Raw genomic sequence first — 21,935 nt, forward strand, 5'->3', positions numbered from 1 at the left:
TATATTATGTCGCAAAATGCATAAATCAGGGAGGCGCTAAAATGGGTATTATAGCTAATATAACGGGGCTATTAATAGTAAGTTCAATGTTATCCACTGCTTGTCCACAGGAAATGTTTATAACTAATAAAATGCAAAGTGAAAGCAAAATTAAAATTGTGGATAAATCTATAACTAAAAATCTAAATTACTTAAAATTAGACATAAATATGCCTCAATTAGTAGGTGGAAATGATGAAAAAAGAATAAATTTGATAAATAATGTAATTAATCAAGATATTTTGCCAAGAGCTGAGGAGTCCGAAAAAACGGCGAAAGAATACTTCGGAGAAAAGGGACAAGAAACCCCAAGATTTCCATATGAAATTTATTCAAGATACACAACCTCAGCAGATAATAATCAAATTCTTAGCTTATATAATGACTATTATGAGTTTCTTGGTGGAGCTCATGGTATGACAACAAGGACTTCATATACAATAGATAAGAAGAAAGAAGCGCTGCTAACTTTAAAGGAATTATTCAGTGAAGGATATAATTATTCTGACATAATAAATAAAGAAATAGAAAATCAAATAAAAGAGAATCCAGAAAATTATTTTGATTCAGGTAATGTATTTAAGGGCATTAGTGAAAATCAAAGTTTTTATATAAGAGACGATAACCTAGTAATATACTACCAGCTGTATGATATAGCGCCATATGTATTTGGAATCCCTGAATTTAAAATTCCTCTAAAACTATTTGATAAGGATTTTGTTTATTATAAAAATTGGGATTCGGGAAGCAAGAAGTAGATAATAATTTTAATTAGATAGGTCATTAAATAATAAGCTAATTGACATCTCATGATCAACTTTAACTTATAGACTTAAAATAGATAGTAATAAATAATAGAACAAATTTAAATAAAAGAAATATAAATAGAAGTTAAATCATAGCAATTCATAAAAATATACCATATAGGATTATATTATCTATCCTGTATGGTATATTCTACTTAATACTATGATTTAACTTATTGTTACTAATATTTTTTTAATTATTATAGGCACTAGTGTTTTGATTTCCTCTAAATCCATAACCATCTGAAATTATTCTGCCTATTCCAGTTACCTTACCAGTTATGCATCCTCTGCAGTGTGCAGGTGTATCGCCTGTACATATTTTACCTGGATATAATGCATAAAGCTTTCTATATTCACCTTCAGTAACGTTAGGCATTACAACATTAGCACCGCTTTGAAGTGCAACTATTCTTCCGTTTGGAGTTAAAGATTCCATTGCGGTTGTTGCAGGAATATTTATATCAGGAAGTATTAATCTGGTTAAAGCCATAACCTTTAATGCTAGAGTAAGATTTCCACCTTGAGCATCCTTTAAAGGTGTATCTTCATTTGGTATAAATGGACCTATACCAATCATATCTGCATTAATTTCTTTAAAGAAAAGTATATCACTAGCTATAGATTCTAATGTTTGATTTGGTAGACCAACTAGAATACCACTTCCAACTTCATATCCTAAGTCTCTTAAATTCTTTAAACAATTTAATCTTTCCTCGAAGCTCATGTTAGGATCCATATCTTCATAGAGCTTCTTATCAGTAGTTTCAATTCTTATTAAATATCTATCAGCTCCAGCTTCTTTAAATGCTTTATATTCCTCATAAGTTTTTTCACCTAAACTTAAGGTTAAAGCGACATTTAATTTCTTTATCTCTTTTACTATGTTTGTCATTCTTTCTTTAGTAAAATAATCATCTTCTCCACCTTGAAGCACAAGTGTTTTGTAGCCATAGCTAACAGCCTTTTTAGCAAAGTCTAGAATTTCTTCTTCAGTTAATCTATATCTTTCAAGATTTTTATTGTCTCTACGTAAACCACAATAAAGGCAATTTCTTTTGCAGATATTTGTAAATTCTATAAGCCCTCTTAAATGAACATAATCCCCTAAGTATTTTTGACGTACTTCATCAGCGGCTTTAAATAGTTCTTCATTTATATCATCGCTTTGTAGTAATTCAAGTATTTCATCTTTATTTAACTCATGTGTAATTTTAGCTTTTTCAATAATTTTATTCATAGTTCCTCCTAAGTTAAAAGAAATTAATAGCTAACTGATATTAGTATACTATACAATCTAACAACATAACAACATAGTAGTTTGTGTAAAATATGACATTCACATTGAAACATATGTTTTGAATATATCCCTTGACATCAGGTATACAAATAAATTAATATAAACCCATAGAATTAGTTAAATGAATTGAACTATTTTAGGAGATGAATATTTTGATTGAAAAACATTTTGAATATATAGCAAATTATTTATGGCAGCAGTCCATGAATAATATTAATTTAATTTTATCAACTGAAGAAAAGAAGCAGTTTAACATAACGGACTATTATTATTTGACAACAATATATAATATGGAAAATCCAAATCTAGGAGAGATAGCAGAAAAATTAAAACTGACTAAACCAGCAATATCTGCATTGGCTAAGAGATTAATAAAAAATGAACTAGTTGAAAAAGTAAAATCAGAAGAAGATGGAAGAATTTATTATTTAAAAGTTACGAAGAAGGGGATAAAGATAATAGAAGGCGACAATGCAATCTATAAGCAATTCGCTAATTTAATAAGTGAAATTACGTCGGAGGAGAAATTAGAGGAGCTAAGTATTCTTTTTAGTAAGGTTGTTAAAGTATTAAAAAGTAAAGAATAATAGGAAAAACAAATTTTTTTAGAAATTTAGTTAAATGAATTTAATTAAATTGTTTGAATTAATATGCAAGAAAATTAAAATCTGAATTTAGAATCTTATATCAAAATAGGAGAAGTGAAAATGAAAATATTAAAGCAGTTTTTTTAGTCACAGATATTGGTTTTATAGTTTACTGGTTTATTACCTTATTCCATCTGATTCCAGAGAGCTTGCTATTTAAAGATTACGAAAATCCTATTTTAGTATCATGGAATTGGTCATTCTTACCGCTTGATTTATTAATTTCATTAACAGGATTTATTAGTTTGTATATGTATTACACTACAAATGAATTATGGAAAAAATTTAGTCTGATTTCGCTTGTATTAACTTTTTGTTCAGGACTTCAAGCCATTTCTTTCTGGACTATGAGATATGATTTCGATTTATTGTGGTGGATTTTTAATTTGTATTTAATGATATATCCATTATTCTTTATAAAAAGTTTATTAACGGATGCTATTGAGTGAGGTGTATTATGATAAGTTGGATTTATTTAATTTTTGCCATAATATTTGAAGTTTCAGGAACCATATCAATGAAGTTATCAGAAGGTTTTACAAATATAAAATATGCAATTGTTATGCTAGGTTTTTATATATTAAGCTTAAGCATGTTAACATTAGCTTTAAAGAAAGTACAAATTGGAGTTGCATACGCAACTTGGTCAGGCATTGGGATAATATTGCTGTCAGCTATCGGGATTATATTTTTTAAGGAATCGATTAATCTGCAGAAGACAGTTTTTATAGGACTTATAATAATAGGAGTCATAGGATTAAATTTAACATCTACAATACATTAATATCAATATAAAAGAAGTTTTGTTAGAGGCATGTAGAATAGGAAAAAGAATAATCTATTCTATCATGTCTATTATTTTATGTTTTTTGGAAAATAATAGAATAATATGTGCTTTATTCTCATTGCAAATGAATATATAATTTATATTTTCATTAGATTCATTAGCAATTTTTTTGAGATGGGATAAATTAAATATTATTTTCAGGATAAACTATACACAGTTTGTTTATAGTAAGTAAAATTGCTATACAAAAGCAGCTTGAGTATGAAAATTTAGAAGATAATGTTGGAGGTAGAAAATGAGAGTTACGAATCCAGAAGAATTGACAAAAAGAATAGAGCAAATAAGGGAAGCCCAAAGAGAATTTGCAAAATTTTCTCAAGAAGAGGTAGATGAAATATTTAGGCAAGCAGCCATGGCAGCGAACGATGCGAGAATTACTCTTGCTAAAATGGCAGTAGAAGAAAGCGGAATGGGAATAGTAGAAGATAAGGTAATAAAAAATCACTTCGCAGCTGAGTACATATATAACCAATATAAAGATACAAAGACCTGTGGAGTTATAGAGAGAGATGAAATGTTCGGAATAACTCATATCGCTGAACCTATAGGGGTAATAGCTGCAATCGTGCCAACAACAAACCCAACATCAACAGCCATATTTAAAACATTGATTGCATTAAAGACAAGGAACGGAATAATTATAAGTCCACATCCTAGGGCAAAGAATTCAACAATAGCAGCCGCAAAAATAGTTCTAGAAGCAGCAGAAAGAGCTGGTGCACCAAAAGGAATAATTGGATGGATAGATGAGCCATCAATAGAATTATCCAGAAACGTTATGGCAGAATCTGATATTATACTAGCTACAGGTGGTCCTGGAATGGTTAGAGCTGCGTATTCATCAGGAAAACCAGCTATTGGAGTTGGAGCAGGAAATACTCCAGCTATAATTGATGATACAGCTCATATAAAAATGGCTGTAAACTCGATTTTGCTTTCTAAGACTTTTGATAACGGGGTAGTTTGTGCATCAGAACAGAGCATAATAGCTATGGAATCAGTATATGATGAGGTTCTAAAGGAATTAGATGAAAGAGGAGCTTATATACTTAGAGGTGAAGAAATTGATAAGGTCAGAAGTATAATATTAGATTCAAAGGGATCTTTAAATTCAGAGATTGTTGGTCAGTCAGCTTACAAGATTGCAAAAATGGCTGGAGTAGAGATATCAGAAGCTGCTAAAGTATTAATAGGTGAAGTTGAATCACCTGAATTAGAAGAACCATTTTCACATGAAAAATTGTCACCAATATTAGGTATGTATAAAGCTAAAACTTTTGATGATGCGCTAAGATTAGCTTCCAGAATGATAGAATTAGGCGGATTCGGTCATACATCAATACTTTATACAAATCAAATGGAATCAGTAGACAGAATAGAGAAGTTCGGAGTAGCCATGAAGACCGCTAGAACTTTAATAAATATGCCTGCATCTCAGGGTGCAATCGGGGATATATATAACTTTAAGTTAGCACCATCATTGACTCTTGGCTGTGGATCTTGGGGGGGAAATTCAATATCGGAAAATGTAGGCCCTAAGCATTTAATTAATGTTAAAAGAATTGCTGAGAGGAGAGAAAATATGCTTTGGTTCAGAGTTCCAGACAAAATCTACTTTAAATTTGGATGTCTTCCAATTGCTTTAGAAGAATTAAACGCAATGAAGAAGAAAAGGGCATTCATAGTAACAGATAGAGTATTATTTGATTTGGGTTATACGCATAAGATTACAGATATTTTAAGTGAAAATCATATAGAATACAAGATATTTTCAGATGTAGAACCTGATCCAACATTAAAGGCTGCAAATTTAGGTGCAGATGCAATGAGAGACTTTAATCCAGATGTTATTATAGCTATAGGTGGAGGGTCGCCTATGGATGCAGCTAAAATTATGTGGGTAATGTATGAGCATCCAGATGTTAGATTTGAAGACTTAGCAATGAGATTTATGGATATTAGAAAGAGAGTATATGAGTTCCCTCCAATGGGAGAAAAGGCAATTTTAGTTGCAATTCCAACATCAGCAGGAACTGGATCAGAAGTAACTCCATTTGCAGTTATAACAGATCAACAAACAGGAGTTAAGTATCCACTTGCAGATTATGCATTAACTCCTAATATGGCTATAATAGATGCAGAACTTATGATGAGCATGCCTAAAGGATTAACAGCAGCCTCTGGTATAGATGCTTTAGTTCATGCAATTGAGGCCTATGTTTCAGTGTTAGCATCTGAGTATACAAACGGATTAGCACTTGAAGCAATAAGGTTAACATTTAAATATTTACCCCATGCATATAATGGAGGAACTACAAATATTAAAGCTAGAGAAAAGATGGCCCATGCGTCTTCTGTAGCAGGGATGGCTTTTGCCAATGCATTTTTAGGAATATGCCACTCAATGGCTCATAAGTTAGGTGCATTCCATCATGTACCTCACGGAATAGCAAATGCATTATTAATAGATGAAGTAATCAGATTTAATGCAACAGATGCACCTAGAAAGCAAGCAGCGTTCCCACAATATAAATATCCAAATGCAGGATGGAGATATGCTAGAATTGCGGATTATTTAAATTTAGGAGGAAATACAGAAGAAGAAAAGGTTGAATTATTAATTAAAGCAATAGATGATTTAAAGGCCAAAGTTGGAATACCAAAGAGCATAAAAGAATTTGGAGTTTCAGAAGAAAAGTTCTATGCTTCAATGGATGAAATGGTTGAGCAGGCGTTTGATGATCAATGCACAGGTGCAAATCCAAGATATCCTTTAATGAGCGAAATTAAAGAGATGTATATAAAATCGTATAATGGCAGCAATAAATAAAAACGATAAATAATAAACAAAAACAAAAGAGCTATATCAAGACAACCAAGTAATCTTGATACAGCTCTTTCGTTAATCTAATTATATAATCTCAAAGGTTGTTTTATGCAGCTCTCATAGTTGAATCATTAGCGTCTCTATTTCTATTCTTTTCATTGTTTTCTTCAATAAAATCTCTAACAACCTTAACAGTTTGTATTATTAAAGTTGGAATGAAAGCAAATAAGTGAACTAACATTAATTCATTACTAGTAAGTGGAGTTATTTCAAATAATCCTTGAAGTGCTGGTATAAGTAAAACTGCATTTACAAGTACAACGCCTGATATAAAGGCAATCCAACTGAATTTATTATTAAAAACTCCAAGAGCAAATATTGATTTTTTACCTCGGCAGTTAAATCCGTGGAATAATCTAGCTAAACATAAAGTGCTAAATGCCATAGTCATCGCAAGCCCATGGCTTCCTGTAGCTAAACCAATATGGTAAGAGATCATAGTAAATATTCCAATAAGCAAGCCCTGACTGAAGATATCTATGATAAAATCTTTAGTTAAAATAGATTCTTTAGCATCTCTAGGTTTATCTTTTAAAACATCTTTCTTAGATTTCTCCATACCAATTGCTATAGCAGGTAAACTATCTGTTAATAAGTTTATGAATAATAAGTGTACTGCAGCAAATGGAACAGGAAGCGCAAATATTGATGAATAGAGTACTGCAAGAATTCCAGAAGTATTACCTGAAAGTAAGAATTTTATTGAATTCTTTATATTAGCATAAATGTTTCGCCCATTAGTGACCGATTTAACAATAGTAGCAAAGTTATCGTCTGTTAAAATCATTGAAGCAGCATCTTTTGAAACTTCAGTACCTGTTATACCCATTGCAATACCAATATCAGCTTGCTTTAGTGCAGGTGCATCATTAACACCATCTCCAGTCATAGCTACAATTTTACCTTTGTTTTGCCATGCTTTAACTATTCTTATTTTATGTTCTGGAGATACTCTTGCGTAAACGGAAATGTGCTTTAATTTTGAGTTGAGTTCGTCATCGGACATTTTATCAAGTTCCAAGCCTTCTACAGCTAAGTCACCATCTTGTAATATTCCAATTTCTTTAGCAATAGCAGAAGCTGTAATCTTGTGGTCTCCAGTAATCATAATTGGTTTAATAGAAGCTTTAATACAGTCACTAACAGCTGCTTTAGATTCTTCTCTAGGTGGATCAATCATTGAAATTAAACCTAAGAAAGTATAATCATATTCATCATCTAAAGTGAGTTCTTTATTTTCATTAAGCTCTCTATAAGCAAATGCTAAAACTTTAATCCTTGAGATGATAATTCTCTATTAACATTATTTATATTGATCTTATCGTTGTTAGTGAAGTTTGTTACGCCAGCTGAAGTTTTTATGGAAGTTACCCTATCTAGTAATACATCAAGAGCACCTTTAGTAACCATTATATATTTTCCATTAATCTCGTGAAGAGTACTCATTAGTTTTCTATCAGAATCAAAAGGAATCTCTTTAAGCCTTGGGTAATTATTTCTACATTCAATTTCATTTAAGGAGTATTTATGACCCAAGTTTACTAAAGCAACCTCTGTTGGATCTCCTATCTCAGCACCATCTTTTGAAGTAGAATCGTTACATAGTACAGAGCTAGTTAAAAGGAAATTTGAATCAGAATTTTTGAAATCTATTTTAGTACTATCAATTAACTTATTATCAACGAAAATCTTTTTAACAGTCATCTTATTTTGTGTTAATGTACCAGTTTTATCAGAACAGATAACAGATACACATCCAAGACCTTCAACAGCTTTTAGCTTTTTAATGATGGCATTCTCTTTGGCCATTGATTGTGTACCTATGGCAAGTACAATTGTAACTATAGAACTAAGCGCTTCAGGAATAGCAGCAACAGCAAGAGCAACAGCAAACATTAATGAATCTAATAGATCAATACCTCTATACATACTTAATCCAAATACAATAACACAGATACCAATTATTCCAAAGGCTAACTTCTTGGAGAATTCATCCAAGGAAATCTGAAGTGGGGTACTTTTTTCTTGAGTTTCTTCCATAAGGGTAGCTATTTTACCAAGCTCAGTATTCATACCAGTATTCGTTACAAGAACAGTAGCACGTCCATAAGTGACTAGTGAACTAGAGAAAACCATATTTTTTTGATCACCTAAAGCAACTTCATCTTTGTCAATAACATCAGAGAATTTGTCCACACTTTCGGATTCACCAGTTAATGAACTCTCATTAACTTTGAGAGAGAAGTTTTCTAAAATTCTACCATCAGCAACAACTAGGTCTCCAGCCTCTAATATCAAAATATCTCCTGGGACTACAGTCTTAGAAGGTATCTCAATTTTAACTCCATTCCGAATAACTTTAGCATTAGGTGCAGATAGCGCTTTTAGACTAGCTAGAGATTGTTCAGCTTTAACGTATTGAACAGTACCTAAAATAGCATTCATAGTTATAACAGCTAAAATTACAAAAGTGCTTTCTATATTTCCAGTCATAGCTGAAATTATAGCAGCAGCAATCAATATAATTACTAATAAGTCCTTAAATTGTTCTAGAAATACAGATAAAATGCTTTTTTTCTTTTTTTCATTTAAGGTATTTTCGCCTACAGAGTCTAATATTTCATTAGCTTTTTCACTCGTCAGCCCTTTTAAAGTCACATCGAAGTTTTTAAGAGATTCTTCTACTGTTTTAGAAAAATATTTTTTCATTATGGCATCTTCCTTTCAAAGAAAAAATTTAATAAGTATATAATTAACTAAAGTCTATAAAGTGAACATTTTCAGGTAGAGTTTAACTCTGACTGAATTTAGTTGAACATATACCCTCAAGTGGTACATACTCCAGAAATGTACAGTTGTTATACCCAAGTGAAGAAGAGTTGTTACTAATGATAGATATTGGATAAATTAACAACAAAAAAGACTTTTAATATAACTTCAACAATTTGAAGTTATATTAAAAGTCTCGTTACCTGTTAGGGTATATAACACCAGACTAACAATATAGTCGCGATTGTTGATGTTATATTTATAACTACTCCCTTTTAATATAGTGATTTATTTTATAGAATGATTATAGCATTTTATATAGTTTTAGTCAACACACTAAGGGGTATTTTGTACTATATATTATTTATATTTCACAAAAATATAAATAAGTAAATTACTGTTTAAGGTATATGTAAAATTATAACTATTGTTATCATATTGGTTAATATGTATAATTATAACTGCACACGTTAACAATATTATGTTATGTATGTAATTATATATTTAAGCCATAGGGGGACGTTGAAGTGAGATTAAAAAAAGTAAAAGATGTAAAAATCATAAGGAGTATAATTATAATAGTAATTTTATCTTTGATATCAACAATTACTATTGGAGTTTTGGGTTATTTAAATACATCTAAAATGTACGATGCCAACTTGACAATGTATAATAATGTTATTCCAAAACTTAGTGATTGGGGTGATGTTAATGGCAGCATGGGTGTTTTAAGAAATACTTTAACAAAAATAATAGATAGACCATTTGATGAGGCAAATGAAAAGGCCATGCTAGAATTAAATACAAATATAACGGAAATAGTGAATAGGCAGGCTAAAGAATCAGAAAATAATTCAGAAGAACACCAATTAGTTATGAAATTTAAAGAAGAATATGAACAATATTATTCGTACATACCAGGTATTATTGACCAAAGAAAACAAGATTTAACTCCAGATAAAAAGATTACAAATGATGCTATGGGTGTATACGGAAATCAAATTGCTCAAGATAATAAAGCACTAGTTCAACTTCAAAAGGATAAAGCTACAAATGAGATTAATAAATCTATGAGTGCATATAGAAAAAATATATTTATGTTTATAAGTATATTGAGCGTGTCAATTCTGGCTCTAGCGTTTATGTCAGCATATATAATATTTATGATTAAGAATTCTATTAAAGAATTTGTACATAAAGTTTCAATCTTATCAGAAGGAAATTTCACTGTAAAGTTTGATACTGAATCCGCAAACGAATTTGGAGTGATGAAGAATGCATTAAGCAAGACCATAACATCTATCGCATCAATTATATATACAGTAAAGGAGGATTCGAGCCTTGTTACAGAGCAATCAATAGAGCTTTCAAGGGTTTCAGAAAAAATGAAGCATTATATAGGAGATGTATCCAGTTCAATTCATGATATAGCAGAAGGATCTAATGAACAATCTGAAAGACTTATGTCAATAAACAATAATTTAAGTTCTTTTAGTGATAAATTAGATTCAATAACAAGATCTGTAGAGAAAGTGGATAAAAGCACTATTAATATTAGTAATGAAGCCAATATTAGTGATGAAAGATTGAGAAATATAGGTATATCGATAAATGAAATTGCAGAATCTTATAATGAAGCACAAAGGAAAGTTAATAAATTAAGCCTAAGTGTAAATAAAATAACAGAAATAACTAATATGATTAATGAAATAGCAGATGAAACTAATTTGTTAGCCTTAAATGCAGCTATTGAAGCGGCAAGAGCAGGTGAAGCAGGTAAGGGATTTTCAATTGTTGCAGATGAAATTAGAAAATTAGCAGAGCAATCTAAAAGTTCATCAGAAGATATTAATAATTTGCTAGGTGACATAAGTTCCGAAACTAAATTAGTTGAAGAAACAACAGGTATTGCTAACAAGAAATTAGAGGAGCAGATTCATACAATAGCATCAACTATAGTTTCATTTAAAGAAATAGTAGAATCTATAGGTGATATAGTACCTCAAGTTCATGAGATAAATGATGCAATAGTTGATATTAATAATAGAAAAAATAATATAGTAGAAAATGTGGAATTATCATCCGCTGTATCTGAAGAAAATTCTGCTGCATCCCAAGAGATATCCGCATCAGCCCATGAAATGGATAATTCAGCATATAAGGTTTCTAAATCTGCAGAAGAATTGAAAGATATAATGCAGCAGATTACATCTCAAATTGAGAAGTTTGTTCTTTAAAATAAAAATAATTAAATATGGATAAATATTAGTTTATCATGGGAATCTCTATGCTATTAGAATTATAGAGGTTCTCATTTTTATTACAAATTTAAGAAATTTAATATATAGTAACTAAGAATAAATGACTTGATTAAAAAACTAGAAATTCCATTGATGTAAGTTTTTATGTGATTAAATTTATTATTTAAGTTATAATATATAATAGTATTTATTGTGTATGGAGGTTTTTTTATGACAGGACTTGTACTTGAAGGCGGAGCATTCAGAGGATTATTTACAGCAGGTGTGTTAGACGCATTTCTAGATATAAAGGCAGAAATAAAATATATAGTAGGAGTATCTGCAGGTGCCACTAATGCATATTCTTATGTCTCTAGGCAAAGAGGAAGAAACTTAGAGATAATGGAAAGATTTATGGATAATAAGAGGTATATCAGCTATAGAAATTTAATTAGATGTAAATCTCTTATGGATTTAGAATTTGTATTTGACGAGATACCTAATAAGCATTGTCCATTTGATTATAAGGCGTTTTATGAATTTGATGGAAAGATGTTAGCAGGTGCTTTTAATATTGAGACTGGAAAGAATGAGTACTTTGATAAAGATTTATTGGATAAGAGAAATTCAATTCTTAGAGCAAGCATAGCGATACCATTAGTATTTCCATTTGAAAAGATAGAAGGACAATATTACGCTGATGGAGGCCTTTCAGAGCCTATACCAATTAATAAGTCAATAGAGGATGGTAATGACAAACATATAATAGTATTAACAAGGAATGAGGGGTATAGAAAGACAAAATCTAAAGCCAATGAAGTAACTTATAGGCTTTATAAAAATAAGTATCCAAAGCTTGCAGATGTGCTAAAAAATAGGCATATTAAATATAATGAGCAACTTGATTACTGCAAAGAATTAGAGGAAAGTGGGAAAGCATTTATAATAAGACCAAGTATAAGTATGGATATAAGTAGATTTGAGCGAAATAAAAGTAAACTAAAAGCAATATATCAAAATGGGTATGATTTGATTATTCAAAATAAAGAAAAAATACTTAAATATATTGGATAGTATTTAAATATAATATTTTAGAGAAGTATTTTCAAATAGATAAATTATATATATTATGAATGTTTATAAATAGAATAGAATGAATTATAAAATCTACAAATGTAGGATTCTAGCTGTTTTTAATGTATAATGTACTAATAAAATATAAAATTTTAGACAATAAAGCGAACAAGGGAGATATATATGTTTACATCCAATAGCAAAACACCTAAAGTATATCATCAAGTTATAGAACAAATTAAGAACAACATAAAAAGTGGTAAATTAAAAAAGGGAGATAGATTGCCATCAGAAAGAGAAATGTCAGAATCTCTTGGAGTATCACGTGCATCCATAAGAGAGGCATTGAGAGCATTAGAAGTGGTAGGTCTTGTGGAAAGCAGGCAAGGCGCAGGAAATTATATAAAAACTAATTTTGATAATTCATTATTTGAACCTCTTTCTGTCATGTTTATGTTACAAGAAAGTTCAATTGAAGAAATGTATGATTTAAGAGAAACGCTGGAGCTTCGTTGCGCTAGGTTATCCGCTAAAAATATAGAAAATAATGAGCTAGAGCTTTTAACAGCAATATTAGATAGAATGTATATAGCAGAAAATGAGGACGAGAGTCTTGAACTTGATATTAAGTTCCATTATTTAATTGCAAAAACCTCAAGAAATACTTTACTTATAAATGTTCTTGAAGTTATATCTCAGCTTATGGATGAATTCATTCGAAAATCAAGAGCGCAAATTTTACATACAGGAAAAACTAGGGAGAATTTATTAGAGATTCATGAGAATTTAGTAAGAGCTTTGAAATGCAGAGATGCTAGTAAAGCTCATAATGCTATGGTAGAGCACTTTGATTTAATTCGAGGATCCTATGGGTATAAAAAATAAAAATATATTGTTTTAAAAATAAGATGGATAAAAGATAATCGTCAGTGAGGTTATTTTTTTTATCCATTTTATTTTTGTTATATTTTAAACAAAAAATGCTTAAATACGATTAATTAAAAATATAAATTAAATTTTTATTAAATTTTATATGGGCAAAAAGATATAGAATATAAGGCACTAAGGAGTATATTGGAATAGAGTCAATGTAAACATTTTCTGTTAAATAAATAACAATACTTTACAAACTATATTTTGGAAAGTATAATTAAATTGAAATTGGTCATACCAATTTGATATTGGTATGACATGTTGGAAAAGAGGAGGAATAAATTAGTTTTATTGTGACTCTAGCAAAAACTATTATATATAGCGGAATAATTAAACTGATATTGGATTTTATCAAGAAATAAATTGAAGTAATTTTTAAAAGTTTGTTTATTCCACATTGTTTTGACAAAACTACTACTATCACTTTGCCAATCAGTGTTTGGAATTTAAAATACAGTTTTAGGAGGAAGTTATCATGAATATTTTAGTTTGCATTAAGCAGGTGCCAGGAACATCTAAAGTTGAGGTTGATCCAGTTACAGGAGTTTTGAAAAGAGATGGCATAGACTCCAAAATGAATCCATATGATTTGTATGCTCTTGAAACAGCTCTTAAGATTAGGGAGAGTGAAGGAGGAACTGTTAAAGTCCTAAGTATGGGACCTAATCAAGCTTTAAGCGTAATTAAGGAAGCCTACACAATGGGAGCTGATGAAGGCACATTATTATCAGACAGGAAATTTGGAGGAGCTGATGTTTTAGCTACATCGTATACAATAGCTCAAGGCGTGAAAAAGATGGGGGATTTCGAACTTATTATTTGCGGTAAGCAAACAACAGATGGAGATACAGCGCAGGTAGGATCTGAAATGGCTGAATGGTTAAACATACCACATGTAGCTAACGTTAAGGACATAGTTAAAGTAGAAGACTCAACAATCACAGTTGAAATGGATATGCCAGAAAGTATTGAAACAGTAAAGATAGCGTACCCATGTCTAATCACTGTAGATAAAGGAATTTTTGAACCAAGGTTACCTTCTTATAGAAAAAAACTTTCAACTAAGGACAGAGAAATAAAAATATTAAGCCTAAAAGATTTTGATGATAAAGATGAGAAGAATTATGGACTTAATGGATCACCAACTCAAGTAGAGAGAATATTTCCACCAGAGGTTAATAATGATAGAGAAATGTGGACAGGTAGTTCGGGTGAATTAAGTGGAAAAATGGGAGATAAATTAAAAGAATTGAAATTTATTTAGGTATTAAATATTAGTAAAGATATCTCACAAAGATAATTAAAGGGGAGAATGCGTTATGGCAAAGTTAGTAGTAAATCAAGAGAAAATATTAGATATTGATGAGTTAATTAAAATATGTCCTTTTGGTGCCCTTGAAAATAATAATGGAGTTGTTGAAATAAGTGGAGCATGTAAAATGTGCAAGCTTTGCGTTAAAAAGGGGCCTAAGGGAGCTGTTGAATATATAGAGGAAGAAGTCAAAGAGATAGATAAAAGTCTTTGGAATGGAATAGGCGTTTATGTTGATCATGTAGATGGAGAAATACATCCTGTTACTTATGAGCTAATAGGAAAGGCGAGAGAATTAGCAGGAAAGATAAATCATCCAGTATATGCTGTATTTATCGGAAATAATATTTCTCATAAAGCTGAAGAATTATTACACTATGGTGTAGATAAGGTATTTGTATATGATGACGAGGAATTAAAGTATTTTAGAATAGAACCATATACAGCTGCTTTCGGAGATTTTATAAATAATGTAAAACCAACAGCGATTTTAGTTGGTGCTACAACTATAGGTAGATCTTTAGCGCCAAGAATAGCTGCCAGATTTAAAACTGGACTTACAGCAGATTGTACAATATTAGATATGAAGGAAAATACAGATTTAGTTCAAATTAGACCGGCATTTGGTGGTAATATAATGGCTCAGATAGTTACTCCAAATTCTAGACCTCAATTAGCAACTGTTAGATATAAAGTTATGACAGCTCCAAAAAGAAACGATGATATTTCAGGAGAAATAGTAGAATGTTCTATAGATAAGGAAAAACTTTTATCTGAAATTACAGCCCTTAGTATAAAGAAAAAAGATGCTGAAGTAGGAATAAGTGATGCTGAAGTAATAGTTGCAGCAGGAAGAGGAATTAAATCAGAAAAGGATTTAGAATTAGTAAAAGAATTAGCTAAACTTTTAGGAGCAGAATTTGCATGTACTAGACCTCTAATAGAGGCAGGCTGGGTTGATGCAAAGAGACAAATTGGATTAAGCGGTAGAACTGTAAGGCCAAGGCTTATCATAGCTTGTGGAATATCTGGAGCAGTTCAATTTACAGCTGGAATGAATAATTCAGATTATATATTTGCTATAAATGCTGATGATAAAGCACCAATATTTAAGGTTGCTCACTATGGAGTTGTTGGAAACTTGTATGAAATAATTCCAGAATTAATAGAAAAAATAAAAATGGCTAAGGAGGCATAGGTGATGAGTTACAAAGAAGTTGAATTAAAAGATTATGAATATATATTATCTATAGCAGAGAATGATTTGGAGAGAGTTTTCTTTAGAGAAGAAATAAATGAAGACTATAGCCATGATGAATTAGGCGGAATTAAGAAAATGCCTGATATAGTTATTCAAACTATAAGTGCTGATGAAGTTTCAAAAGTAATGAAATATGCCTATGAGAATAATATTCCTGTTACTCCAAGGGGATCAGGAACAGGACTTGTTGGAGCAGCGGTTCCACTTAAAGGCGGAATAGTTATAGACCTTAGCAGGATGAATAAAATTTTAGAATTAGATGAAGAAAATTTGACTCTTACATTAGAACCAGGTGTATTACTTATGGAGATAGGTAAATATGTTCAAGAATTTGACTTATTTTATCCACCAGATCCAGGTGAAAAATCAGCAACAATTGGAGGAAATATAAGTACTAATGCAGGAGGTATGAGAGCTGTAAAATATGGAGTGACTAGAGACTATGTAAGAGGACTTGAGGTTGTATTACCAAATGGTGATATAGTGAATTTAGGAGGAAAAGTAGTTAAAAACAGCTCTGGATATGCACTAAAAGATTTAATTGTTGGTTCAGAAGGAACTTTAGGAATAGTAACAAAGGCTATTTTAAAGTTATTACCACTTCCTAAAAAGGCTTTAAGTTTGCTTATTCCTTTTGAAAGTCTCGAAAGAGCGATAGAGACTGTGCCTAAAATAATTAAATCTAAGTCAATACCAACAGCAATCGAATTTATGCAGAGAGAAGCGATACTTGCTGCAGAAGAATTTTTAGGAAAAAGTTTTCCAGATAAATCATCTGATGCATACCTATTATTAACTTTCGATGGAAATTCCACAGAAGAAATTGAAAAGGATTATGAAAATGTAGCTAATATTTGTTTAGAAGCTGGAGCTTTAGATGTATTAATCTCAGATACTGAAGAAAGACAAGAATCAATATGGTCAGCTAGAGGTTGTTTCCTTGAAGCAATTAAAGCATTAACTACTGAAATGGATGAAGTTGATGTTGTTGTTCCAAGAAATCAAATAGGAAAGTTTGTAACCTTCACTCATGAACTTGAACGTACTGCTAATATAAGAATAAAAAGCTTTGGGCATGCAGGTGATGGAAATCTTCACATATATATATTAAGAGATGACCTTGACCAAGAAGCATGGGAATCTAAATTAAAAGAAGTTATGCAAATAATGTATAATAAAGCTAAAGAATTAGATGGCCAGGTGTCAGGAGAACATGGAATAGGATTTGCAAAGAAGGGATATTTAAAAGAATCACTTCCAAGTGAATGTATTGGAATAATGCAAGGAATTAAATTAGCTTTTGATCCTAAGAACATATTAAATCCAGGAAAGGTATGTGAATAGAATAAAAAAGTATTTAATTTGAATACTAGCAAATTATAAATATAAGTAATTTAACTGAGCTTTATTTACAAATCAAAGCTGTCTTAAAATAGAAATTTAATTTCTATTTTGGGACAGCTTATTTTTATACATAAAAAAGCAAACTCATAACAATATACCTTTTTATGTATAATTTATTTATAGCTAAAGAATAAATTAATACAGAAGAATTATAAAATGTCATTGAGATTTATAAATTATAGTTCTCATTAAAAGAAAAAATTAAAATGAATAAAACCTTTTTACTAAATTAATCCTCTTATATTATAGGAGCTCCAAAAGGAAGAGAGGTGCAAAGATGGATATAGAAGAAATAGTAACGCGTTGCAAGCTCGGAGAGAAGGAAGCATTTCGCGAACTTTTTCAAATTGTAGAAAAAAAGGCGTTGGCTACTGCATATTTTTTATCAGGAAATAGAGGAATTGCTGAAGACATACTTCAAGAGACATATATGAAATGCTTCATGGAAATAAATAAACTTCAAGAGCCACAAGCGTTTAAAGTATGGTTTTTTAAAATTCTTATGCGAACAGGCTGGAAAATGACAAAAAAGCAGTCAGAGTTAGTTCCGTTAGAAATAACATCAGAAAATGAAGGTTTATTTTTTGATGAGAATCAAGAAAAAGAAAACATAATTGATAGATATGAGATAAAACATGTAATGCGGAGTGCAATCAACAAATTAAGTCCTAATTTAAAAACAGTTGTTATTCTTTATTATTACAATGACATGACAATGGAAGAAATTTCAAAGGTTACAGGTTGTTTTAAGGCCACGGTAAAATCACGGTTGTTTTATGCCAGAGCTGCTTTGAAGAAGCAGTTAGCCAATTGCTTTGAGGTGGAAAGTGGGATGAGCATAGTTAAATAGAAAGGAGTCTAATTAAAAATGAAAGATAAGGGTTATTTGGATAAGGTAATAAAGAGTGCTATAGATGATAGTATTTTTAATATTAAAGCTTCAAGAGATATTTTTAATGAGGCTTGGAATAATAAGGAGAAAGAAATGGGAAAGAAAAAGTATTTTAGTATAAAAAATATAAGAAAGGAGGTATTAGTTCCTATATGCTGTGTATTATTTGCTATTGTTGGTGTTTTTACATTTTCGCCAGTAGCAAGGGCTGCTGCGCAGGAAGCATTGAAGACAATATTTTTACTTGATAAATCAGGTAATATTATTGAGAAATCAGAAGATGAGGCAGTTGATGATGTTACCGTTGGAGGTTTTGAGATAACGGATAAAAACAAGAATGAGATAGAGGGGAAATTCGGATTTGAATTTAATTTTCCTAAAAAAGTTGGGAATTTCTCCATTACAGAAATTGCAGGATATCCTGTGTCTCCAGTAGCGATGATGACTGTTAAAGATTTGAAATATAAAGATGAAGAAAACTCATTAGATAAGTTTAGAAAAGCGGTAGGAGATGATCAAATATTTAATGAGCTTAGTAAAGATTATAAGATTATAAGAAACATTTGTGAATCATATGAAGATAGTGAGAAACATAAATTTTTTATATACTTATCAAAATTTAGTGAGGATTCAGAAATGAATAGTGTTAAAGAAACAACTATTGATAATATAAAATGTAGAGTTTTAGAAGAAAATAGGGCTAAATATGAAAGAAGTGAAAATGGCGATGATGTTACAAAGAAGCCTATTAGTGTTAACAAAATATATTATATGGTTTGGGATTATAATGGAGTAAGCTACAGGATATACATTGGAGAAAATTCTGCAGATATTGATGTAGCAACACAGTTTGCAAAAGATTATATAAAGATTCTAAAACAAGAATAGAAAAAACAAAGGGTAAGGGAGTGATCTCTTACCCTTTGTTTTGAAAGGGATATATGAACTTTAATAAAAAATATAATATAAAATCTATGATTTATAGAATAAGTTAGGAAATTGAACCTTTAGATGTTTAAGATTAAATAATCTTCTTTAAATAAATCAATATTATTTTAATAAAACTGTATGAAATAATAAAAAATACATTGAAAAATAATTTGAAATAATATAAAATAAGAATATAGTAATAATAAATGATAATAAATAAGCAGAAAGGAGAAAGAGAAATGGATGAATTAATAATGTCTCGAAGAATTGAAAATTTAAAGAAGAAGATGTTATCCGAAAAAAGATATGCATCTATTGAACAAGCACTTATAATAACTGAAACTTATAAAGAGAATGAAGATAAGCCAGTTATTATAAAAAGAGCATTAGCATTAAAGAATTCTCTTTCAAAATTAGAAATCGGTATTGATGATGAAGAGTTAATAGTAGGTAACCGTACTAAAGGGGTTAGATATGGTGTTGTTTTTCCAGAGAGCGGTAGCTCATGGATCGATAAAGAATTTGAATCTCTACCAACTAGACCTCAAGACAAATTTAATGTGAATTTAAATGATATAGAAACATTTCGAAAAGTGATTAAACCATATTGGGATGGACACTCATTAGAGGATGTCATTAGACAGAGATATGGAAAAGAAATTGATGAAATTGCAAAAGTGGTAAAAATAAATCAAAAAGACCATGCTCAAGGGCATATTTGTCCAAATTGCAGAGAGTGGCTTGCTTTAGGCCCAGAAGGAATTAAGCAAAGAGCCATTGAAAAAATGAAGAATTCTACAAAAGAAAGTAAGGAATTTTATGAAAGTGTAATTATTGTTATGGAAGGTGCTCAAGAATTTATGATGAGATACCATGACTTAATGAAAGAAAAAGCTGAGTCAATCTGCGAGGAAGAATTAGTAGCAGATATGCTTCAAGTTGCAGAGATTTGTAAGAATATCTCTAGAAGGCCGGCACAAACTTTCCATGAGGCGGTGCAAGCAATTTGGTTTTTATTTGTTATACTTCATATGGAATCAAATGCATCATCATTCTCACCAGGAAGAATGGATGAATTTTTATATCCATATTATAAAAGAGATATACATCTTGGAAATATAGATGATAAAAAGGCTTTAGAAATAATTGAATGTCTTTGGCTTAAGTTTAATGAAATAGTTTATTTAAGAAATTCTCATAGTGCTAAATTTTTTGCAGGATTTCCTATAGGATTTAATATTGCAATTGGTGGCCAAGATGAAAAGAGTAATGATTTTTCAAATGAATTATCTTTCTTATTCCTAAAAGCTCAAGAACATTTAGGTCTGCCACAACCTAACTTATCTGTGAGACTTCATAAGAACACATCAGAAAAACTATTGAAAGAGAGCATAAAAGTTGTGGCAAAAGGCAGTGGAATGCCGCAGTTCTTTAATGATGAATCAGTAGTGCCGTCTATGATAGACTTAGGAATTAAAGAAAAAGATGCAAGAGACTATGCAATTGTTGGATGCGTAGAGCTTACAACTCAAGGTAATAATCTTGGTTGGAGTGATGCAGCAATGTTCAATTTAAATAAGGTTTTAGAGATCACTCTAAATGGTGGAAAATGCTTAATTTCAGGAGATTCATTGTCTCAAGACTTAGGTAATCTAACCACTTACGAAAAGTATGAAGATTTAGAGGAAGCATTTGCTAAGCAAATAGATTATTTCATTGATAGAATGATTTTAGCTTGTGAACAAGTTGAAAAAGCCCACATAGATGTTTTACCTTCGCCATTCTTATCGTCAGTTATTGACGACTGCATTGAGAAAGGTGTAGATGTTACTGCAGGTGGAGCAGTATATAATCTGTCAGGAATTCAAATGATACAAGTTGCAAATTTAGCGGATAGCTTGGCAGCAATAAAACTTTTAGTATATGATGAAAAGAGAATTTCTAAAGAAGAATTGTTAAAAGCTCTTCAAAATAACTTTGAAGGATATGAAGTGATAAGGGCTATGCTATTAAATCGTGCACCTAAATACGGGAATGATATTCAATGGGTAGATGAAATTGGTGCTAAGTGGGCAAGATATTTCAATGGAAAGCTTAAATCTTATACAAACTATCGTGGAGGTAAATATCATACAGGAATGTATACAGTATCTGCCCATGTTCCAATGGGTGAAAATGTAGGAGCATCTGCAGATGGAAGATATGCAAAGGCACCTTTAGCTGACGGTGGTATGTCACCTGTATATGGAAGAGATATTGCAGGACCTACTGCTGTTTTAAAGTCTGTATCAAAATTAGATAATGTATTAACTACTAATGGTGGTTTATTAAATATGAAGTTCTTACCTGAGTTTTTTAAGCATGAGATTGGACGGGATAAGTTTGCAAGATTCTTAAGAACCTTTGTAGATTTAGAAATACCACATATTCAATTTAATGTTTTACGTAAAGAAGATTTATTAGCAGCGCAAAAGTATCCTGAAAATTATCGTAGTTTAACTGTACGTGTAGCGGGATATACAGCATATTTCACTGAACTTGCAGGAGAATTGCAAAATGAAATTATAGCAAGAACAAGTTATGGGGATATATAG

Annotated in this window: 15 protein-coding genes and 1 pseudogene; 14 read left to right on the top strand and 2 right to left on the bottom strand. The window is 30.7% G+C overall.

Annotated features, from left to right (window positions below; translation table 11 throughout):
• Nucleotides 1-41: 41 nt before the first annotated feature.
• Nucleotides 42-797, top strand: a complete 756-nt coding sequence (locus tag AXY43_RS15960; protein ID WP_023976425.1) for a DUF3298 and DUF4163 domain-containing protein — start codon at nucleotides 42-44, stop codon at nucleotides 795-797.
• A gap of 241 nt (nucleotides 798-1,038) precedes the next feature.
• Here AXY43_RS15960 and hydE read toward each other — a convergent pair whose 3' ends face one another.
• Nucleotides 1,039-2,085, bottom strand: coding sequence for a [FeFe] hydrogenase H-cluster radical SAM maturase HydE (gene hydE / locus AXY43_RS15965; RefSeq protein WP_039772624.1), 1,047 nt, complete (start codon nucleotides 2,083-2,085; stop codon nucleotides 1,039-1,041).
• Nucleotides 2,086-2,288: 203 nt separating this feature from the next.
• On the opposite strand from hydE, the gene AXY43_RS15970 reads away from it, so the two are divergent.
• From AXY43_RS15970 to adhE, 4 genes are all read left to right on the top strand, one after another.
• On the top strand, nucleotides 2,289-2,732 hold the full coding sequence (locus AXY43_RS15970; RefSeq protein ID WP_236887883.1) for a MarR family transcriptional regulator: 444 nt from the start codon (nucleotides 2,289-2,291) through the stop codon (nucleotides 2,730-2,732).
• 179 nt (nucleotides 2,733-2,911) lie between these two features.
• Complete coding sequence (locus AXY43_RS15975) at nucleotides 2,912-3,241, top strand: DUF5360 family protein (protein WP_242986172.1); 330 nt, start codon at nucleotides 2,912-2,914, stop codon at nucleotides 3,239-3,241.
• A gap of 8 nt (nucleotides 3,242-3,249) precedes the next feature.
• Nucleotides 3,250-3,576, top strand: a complete 327-nt coding sequence (locus AXY43_RS15980) for a DMT family transporter (protein WP_069187767.1) — start codon at nucleotides 3,250-3,252, stop codon at nucleotides 3,574-3,576.
• Between the two features lie 298 nt (nucleotides 3,577-3,874).
• On the top strand, nucleotides 3,875-6,469 hold the full coding sequence (gene adhE, locus AXY43_RS15985; protein ID WP_023976424.1) for a bifunctional acetaldehyde-CoA/alcohol dehydrogenase: 2,595 nt from the start codon (nucleotides 3,875-3,877) through the stop codon (nucleotides 6,467-6,469).
• A 103-nt stretch (nucleotides 6,470-6,572) separates the two neighbouring features.
• Here adhE and AXY43_RS15990 read toward each other — a convergent pair.
• Nucleotides 6,573-9,235 (bottom strand): annotated as a pseudogene (locus AXY43_RS15990) (cation-translocating P-type ATPase).
• 587 nt (nucleotides 9,236-9,822) lie between these two features.
• On the opposite strand from AXY43_RS15990, the gene AXY43_RS15995 reads away from it, so the two are divergent.
• From AXY43_RS15995 to AXY43_RS16035, 9 genes are all read left to right on the top strand, one after another.
• Nucleotides 9,823-11,532 (top strand): methyl-accepting chemotaxis protein, encoded by a 1,710-nt coding sequence (locus tag AXY43_RS15995; protein ID WP_039772619.1) that lies wholly within the window; start codon nucleotides 9,823-9,825, stop codon nucleotides 11,530-11,532.
• 234 nt (nucleotides 11,533-11,766) lie between these two features.
• Complete coding sequence (locus AXY43_RS16000; protein WP_023976421.1) at nucleotides 11,767-12,609, top strand: patatin-like phospholipase family protein; 843 nt, start codon at nucleotides 11,767-11,769, stop codon at nucleotides 12,607-12,609.
• A 183-nt stretch (nucleotides 12,610-12,792) separates the two neighbouring features.
• Nucleotides 12,793-13,494 carry a FadR/GntR family transcriptional regulator gene (locus tag AXY43_RS16005; RefSeq protein WP_011967659.1) on the top strand — a complete coding sequence of 234 codons (702 nt, stop codon included), beginning with the start codon at nucleotides 12,793-12,795 and terminating at the stop codon, nucleotides 13,492-13,494.
• A 523-nt stretch (nucleotides 13,495-14,017) separates the two neighbouring features.
• Nucleotides 14,018-14,806: an electron transfer flavoprotein subunit beta/FixA family protein gene (locus AXY43_RS16010; RefSeq protein WP_039772617.1), complete on the top strand. Its 789-nt coding sequence runs from the start codon at nucleotides 14,018-14,020 to the stop codon at nucleotides 14,804-14,806.
• Nucleotides 14,807-14,861: 55 nt separating this feature from the next.
• On the top strand, nucleotides 14,862-16,052 hold the full coding sequence (locus AXY43_RS16015) for an electron transfer flavoprotein subunit alpha (RefSeq protein ID WP_105411761.1): 1,191 nt from the start codon (nucleotides 14,862-14,864) through the stop codon (nucleotides 16,050-16,052).
• Nucleotides 16,053-16,055: 3 nt separating this feature from the next.
• Nucleotides 16,056-17,459: an FAD-binding oxidoreductase gene (locus AXY43_RS16020; RefSeq protein WP_011967662.1), complete on the top strand. Its 1,404-nt coding sequence runs from the start codon at nucleotides 16,056-16,058 to the stop codon at nucleotides 17,457-17,459.
• Between the two features lie 337 nt (nucleotides 17,460-17,796).
• Nucleotides 17,797-18,369 carry an RNA polymerase sigma factor gene (locus AXY43_RS16025; RefSeq protein ID WP_039772615.1) on the top strand — a complete coding sequence of 191 codons (573 nt, stop codon included), beginning with the start codon at nucleotides 17,797-17,799 and terminating at the stop codon, nucleotides 18,367-18,369.
• A gap of 18 nt (nucleotides 18,370-18,387) precedes the next feature.
• Entirely contained in the window at nucleotides 18,388-19,299 is a 912-nt protein-coding gene (locus AXY43_RS16030) for a hypothetical protein (protein ID WP_039772613.1), read from the top strand.
• A gap of 281 nt (nucleotides 19,300-19,580) precedes the next feature.
• Nucleotides 19,581-21,935 carry a glycyl radical protein gene (locus AXY43_RS16035; RefSeq protein ID WP_039772611.1) on the top strand — a complete coding sequence of 785 codons (2,355 nt, stop codon included), beginning with the start codon at nucleotides 19,581-19,583 and terminating at the stop codon, nucleotides 21,933-21,935.

Source organism: Clostridium sp. MF28 (assembly GCF_002969175.1).
Classification (GTDB): domain Bacteria; phylum Bacillota; class Clostridia; order Clostridiales; family Clostridiaceae; genus Clostridium; species Clostridium beijerinckii.

Excerpts from the sequence above, each read along its gene's own strand:
- AXY43_RS16005 (WP_011967659.1), top strand. The coding sequence starts at position 12,793 with ATGTTTACATCCAATAGCAAAACACCTAAAGTATATCATCAAGTTATA.
- AXY43_RS16020 (WP_011967662.1), top strand. The coding sequence starts at position 16,056 with ATGAGTTACAAAGAAGTTGAATTAAAAGATTATGAATATATATTATCT.
- AXY43_RS16015 (WP_105411761.1), top strand. The coding sequence starts at position 14,862 with ATGGCAAAGTTAGTAGTAAATCAAGAGAAAATATTAGATATTGATGAG.
- AXY43_RS15960 (WP_023976425.1), top strand. The coding sequence starts at position 42 with ATGGGTATTATAGCTAATATAACGGGGCTATTAATAGTAAGTTCAATG.
- AXY43_RS15970 (WP_236887883.1), top strand. The coding sequence starts at position 2,289 with ATGAATATTTTGATTGAAAAACATTTTGAATATATAGCAAATTATTTA.
- adhE (WP_023976424.1), top strand. The coding sequence starts at position 3,875 with ATGAGAGTTACGAATCCAGAAGAATTGACAAAAAGAATAGAGCAAATA.
- AXY43_RS16010 (WP_039772617.1), top strand. The coding sequence starts at position 14,018 with ATGAATATTTTAGTTTGCATTAAGCAGGTGCCAGGAACATCTAAAGTT.
- AXY43_RS16030 (WP_039772613.1), top strand. The coding sequence starts at position 18,388 with ATGAAAGATAAGGGTTATTTGGATAAGGTAATAAAGAGTGCTATAGAT.
- AXY43_RS16035 (WP_039772611.1), top strand. The coding sequence starts at position 19,581 with ATGGATGAATTAATAATGTCTCGAAGAATTGAAAATTTAAAGAAGAAG.
- AXY43_RS16000 (WP_023976421.1), top strand. The coding sequence starts at position 11,767 with ATGACAGGACTTGTACTTGAAGGCGGAGCATTCAGAGGATTATTTACA.
- AXY43_RS15980 (WP_069187767.1), top strand. The coding sequence starts at position 3,250 with ATGATAAGTTGGATTTATTTAATTTTTGCCATAATATTTGAAGTTTCA.
- hydE (WP_039772624.1), bottom strand. The coding sequence starts at position 2,085 with ATGAATAAAATTATTGAAAAAGCTAAAATTACACATGAGTTAAATAAA.
- AXY43_RS16025 (WP_039772615.1), top strand. The coding sequence starts at position 17,797 with ATGGATATAGAAGAAATAGTAACGCGTTGCAAGCTCGGAGAGAAGGAA.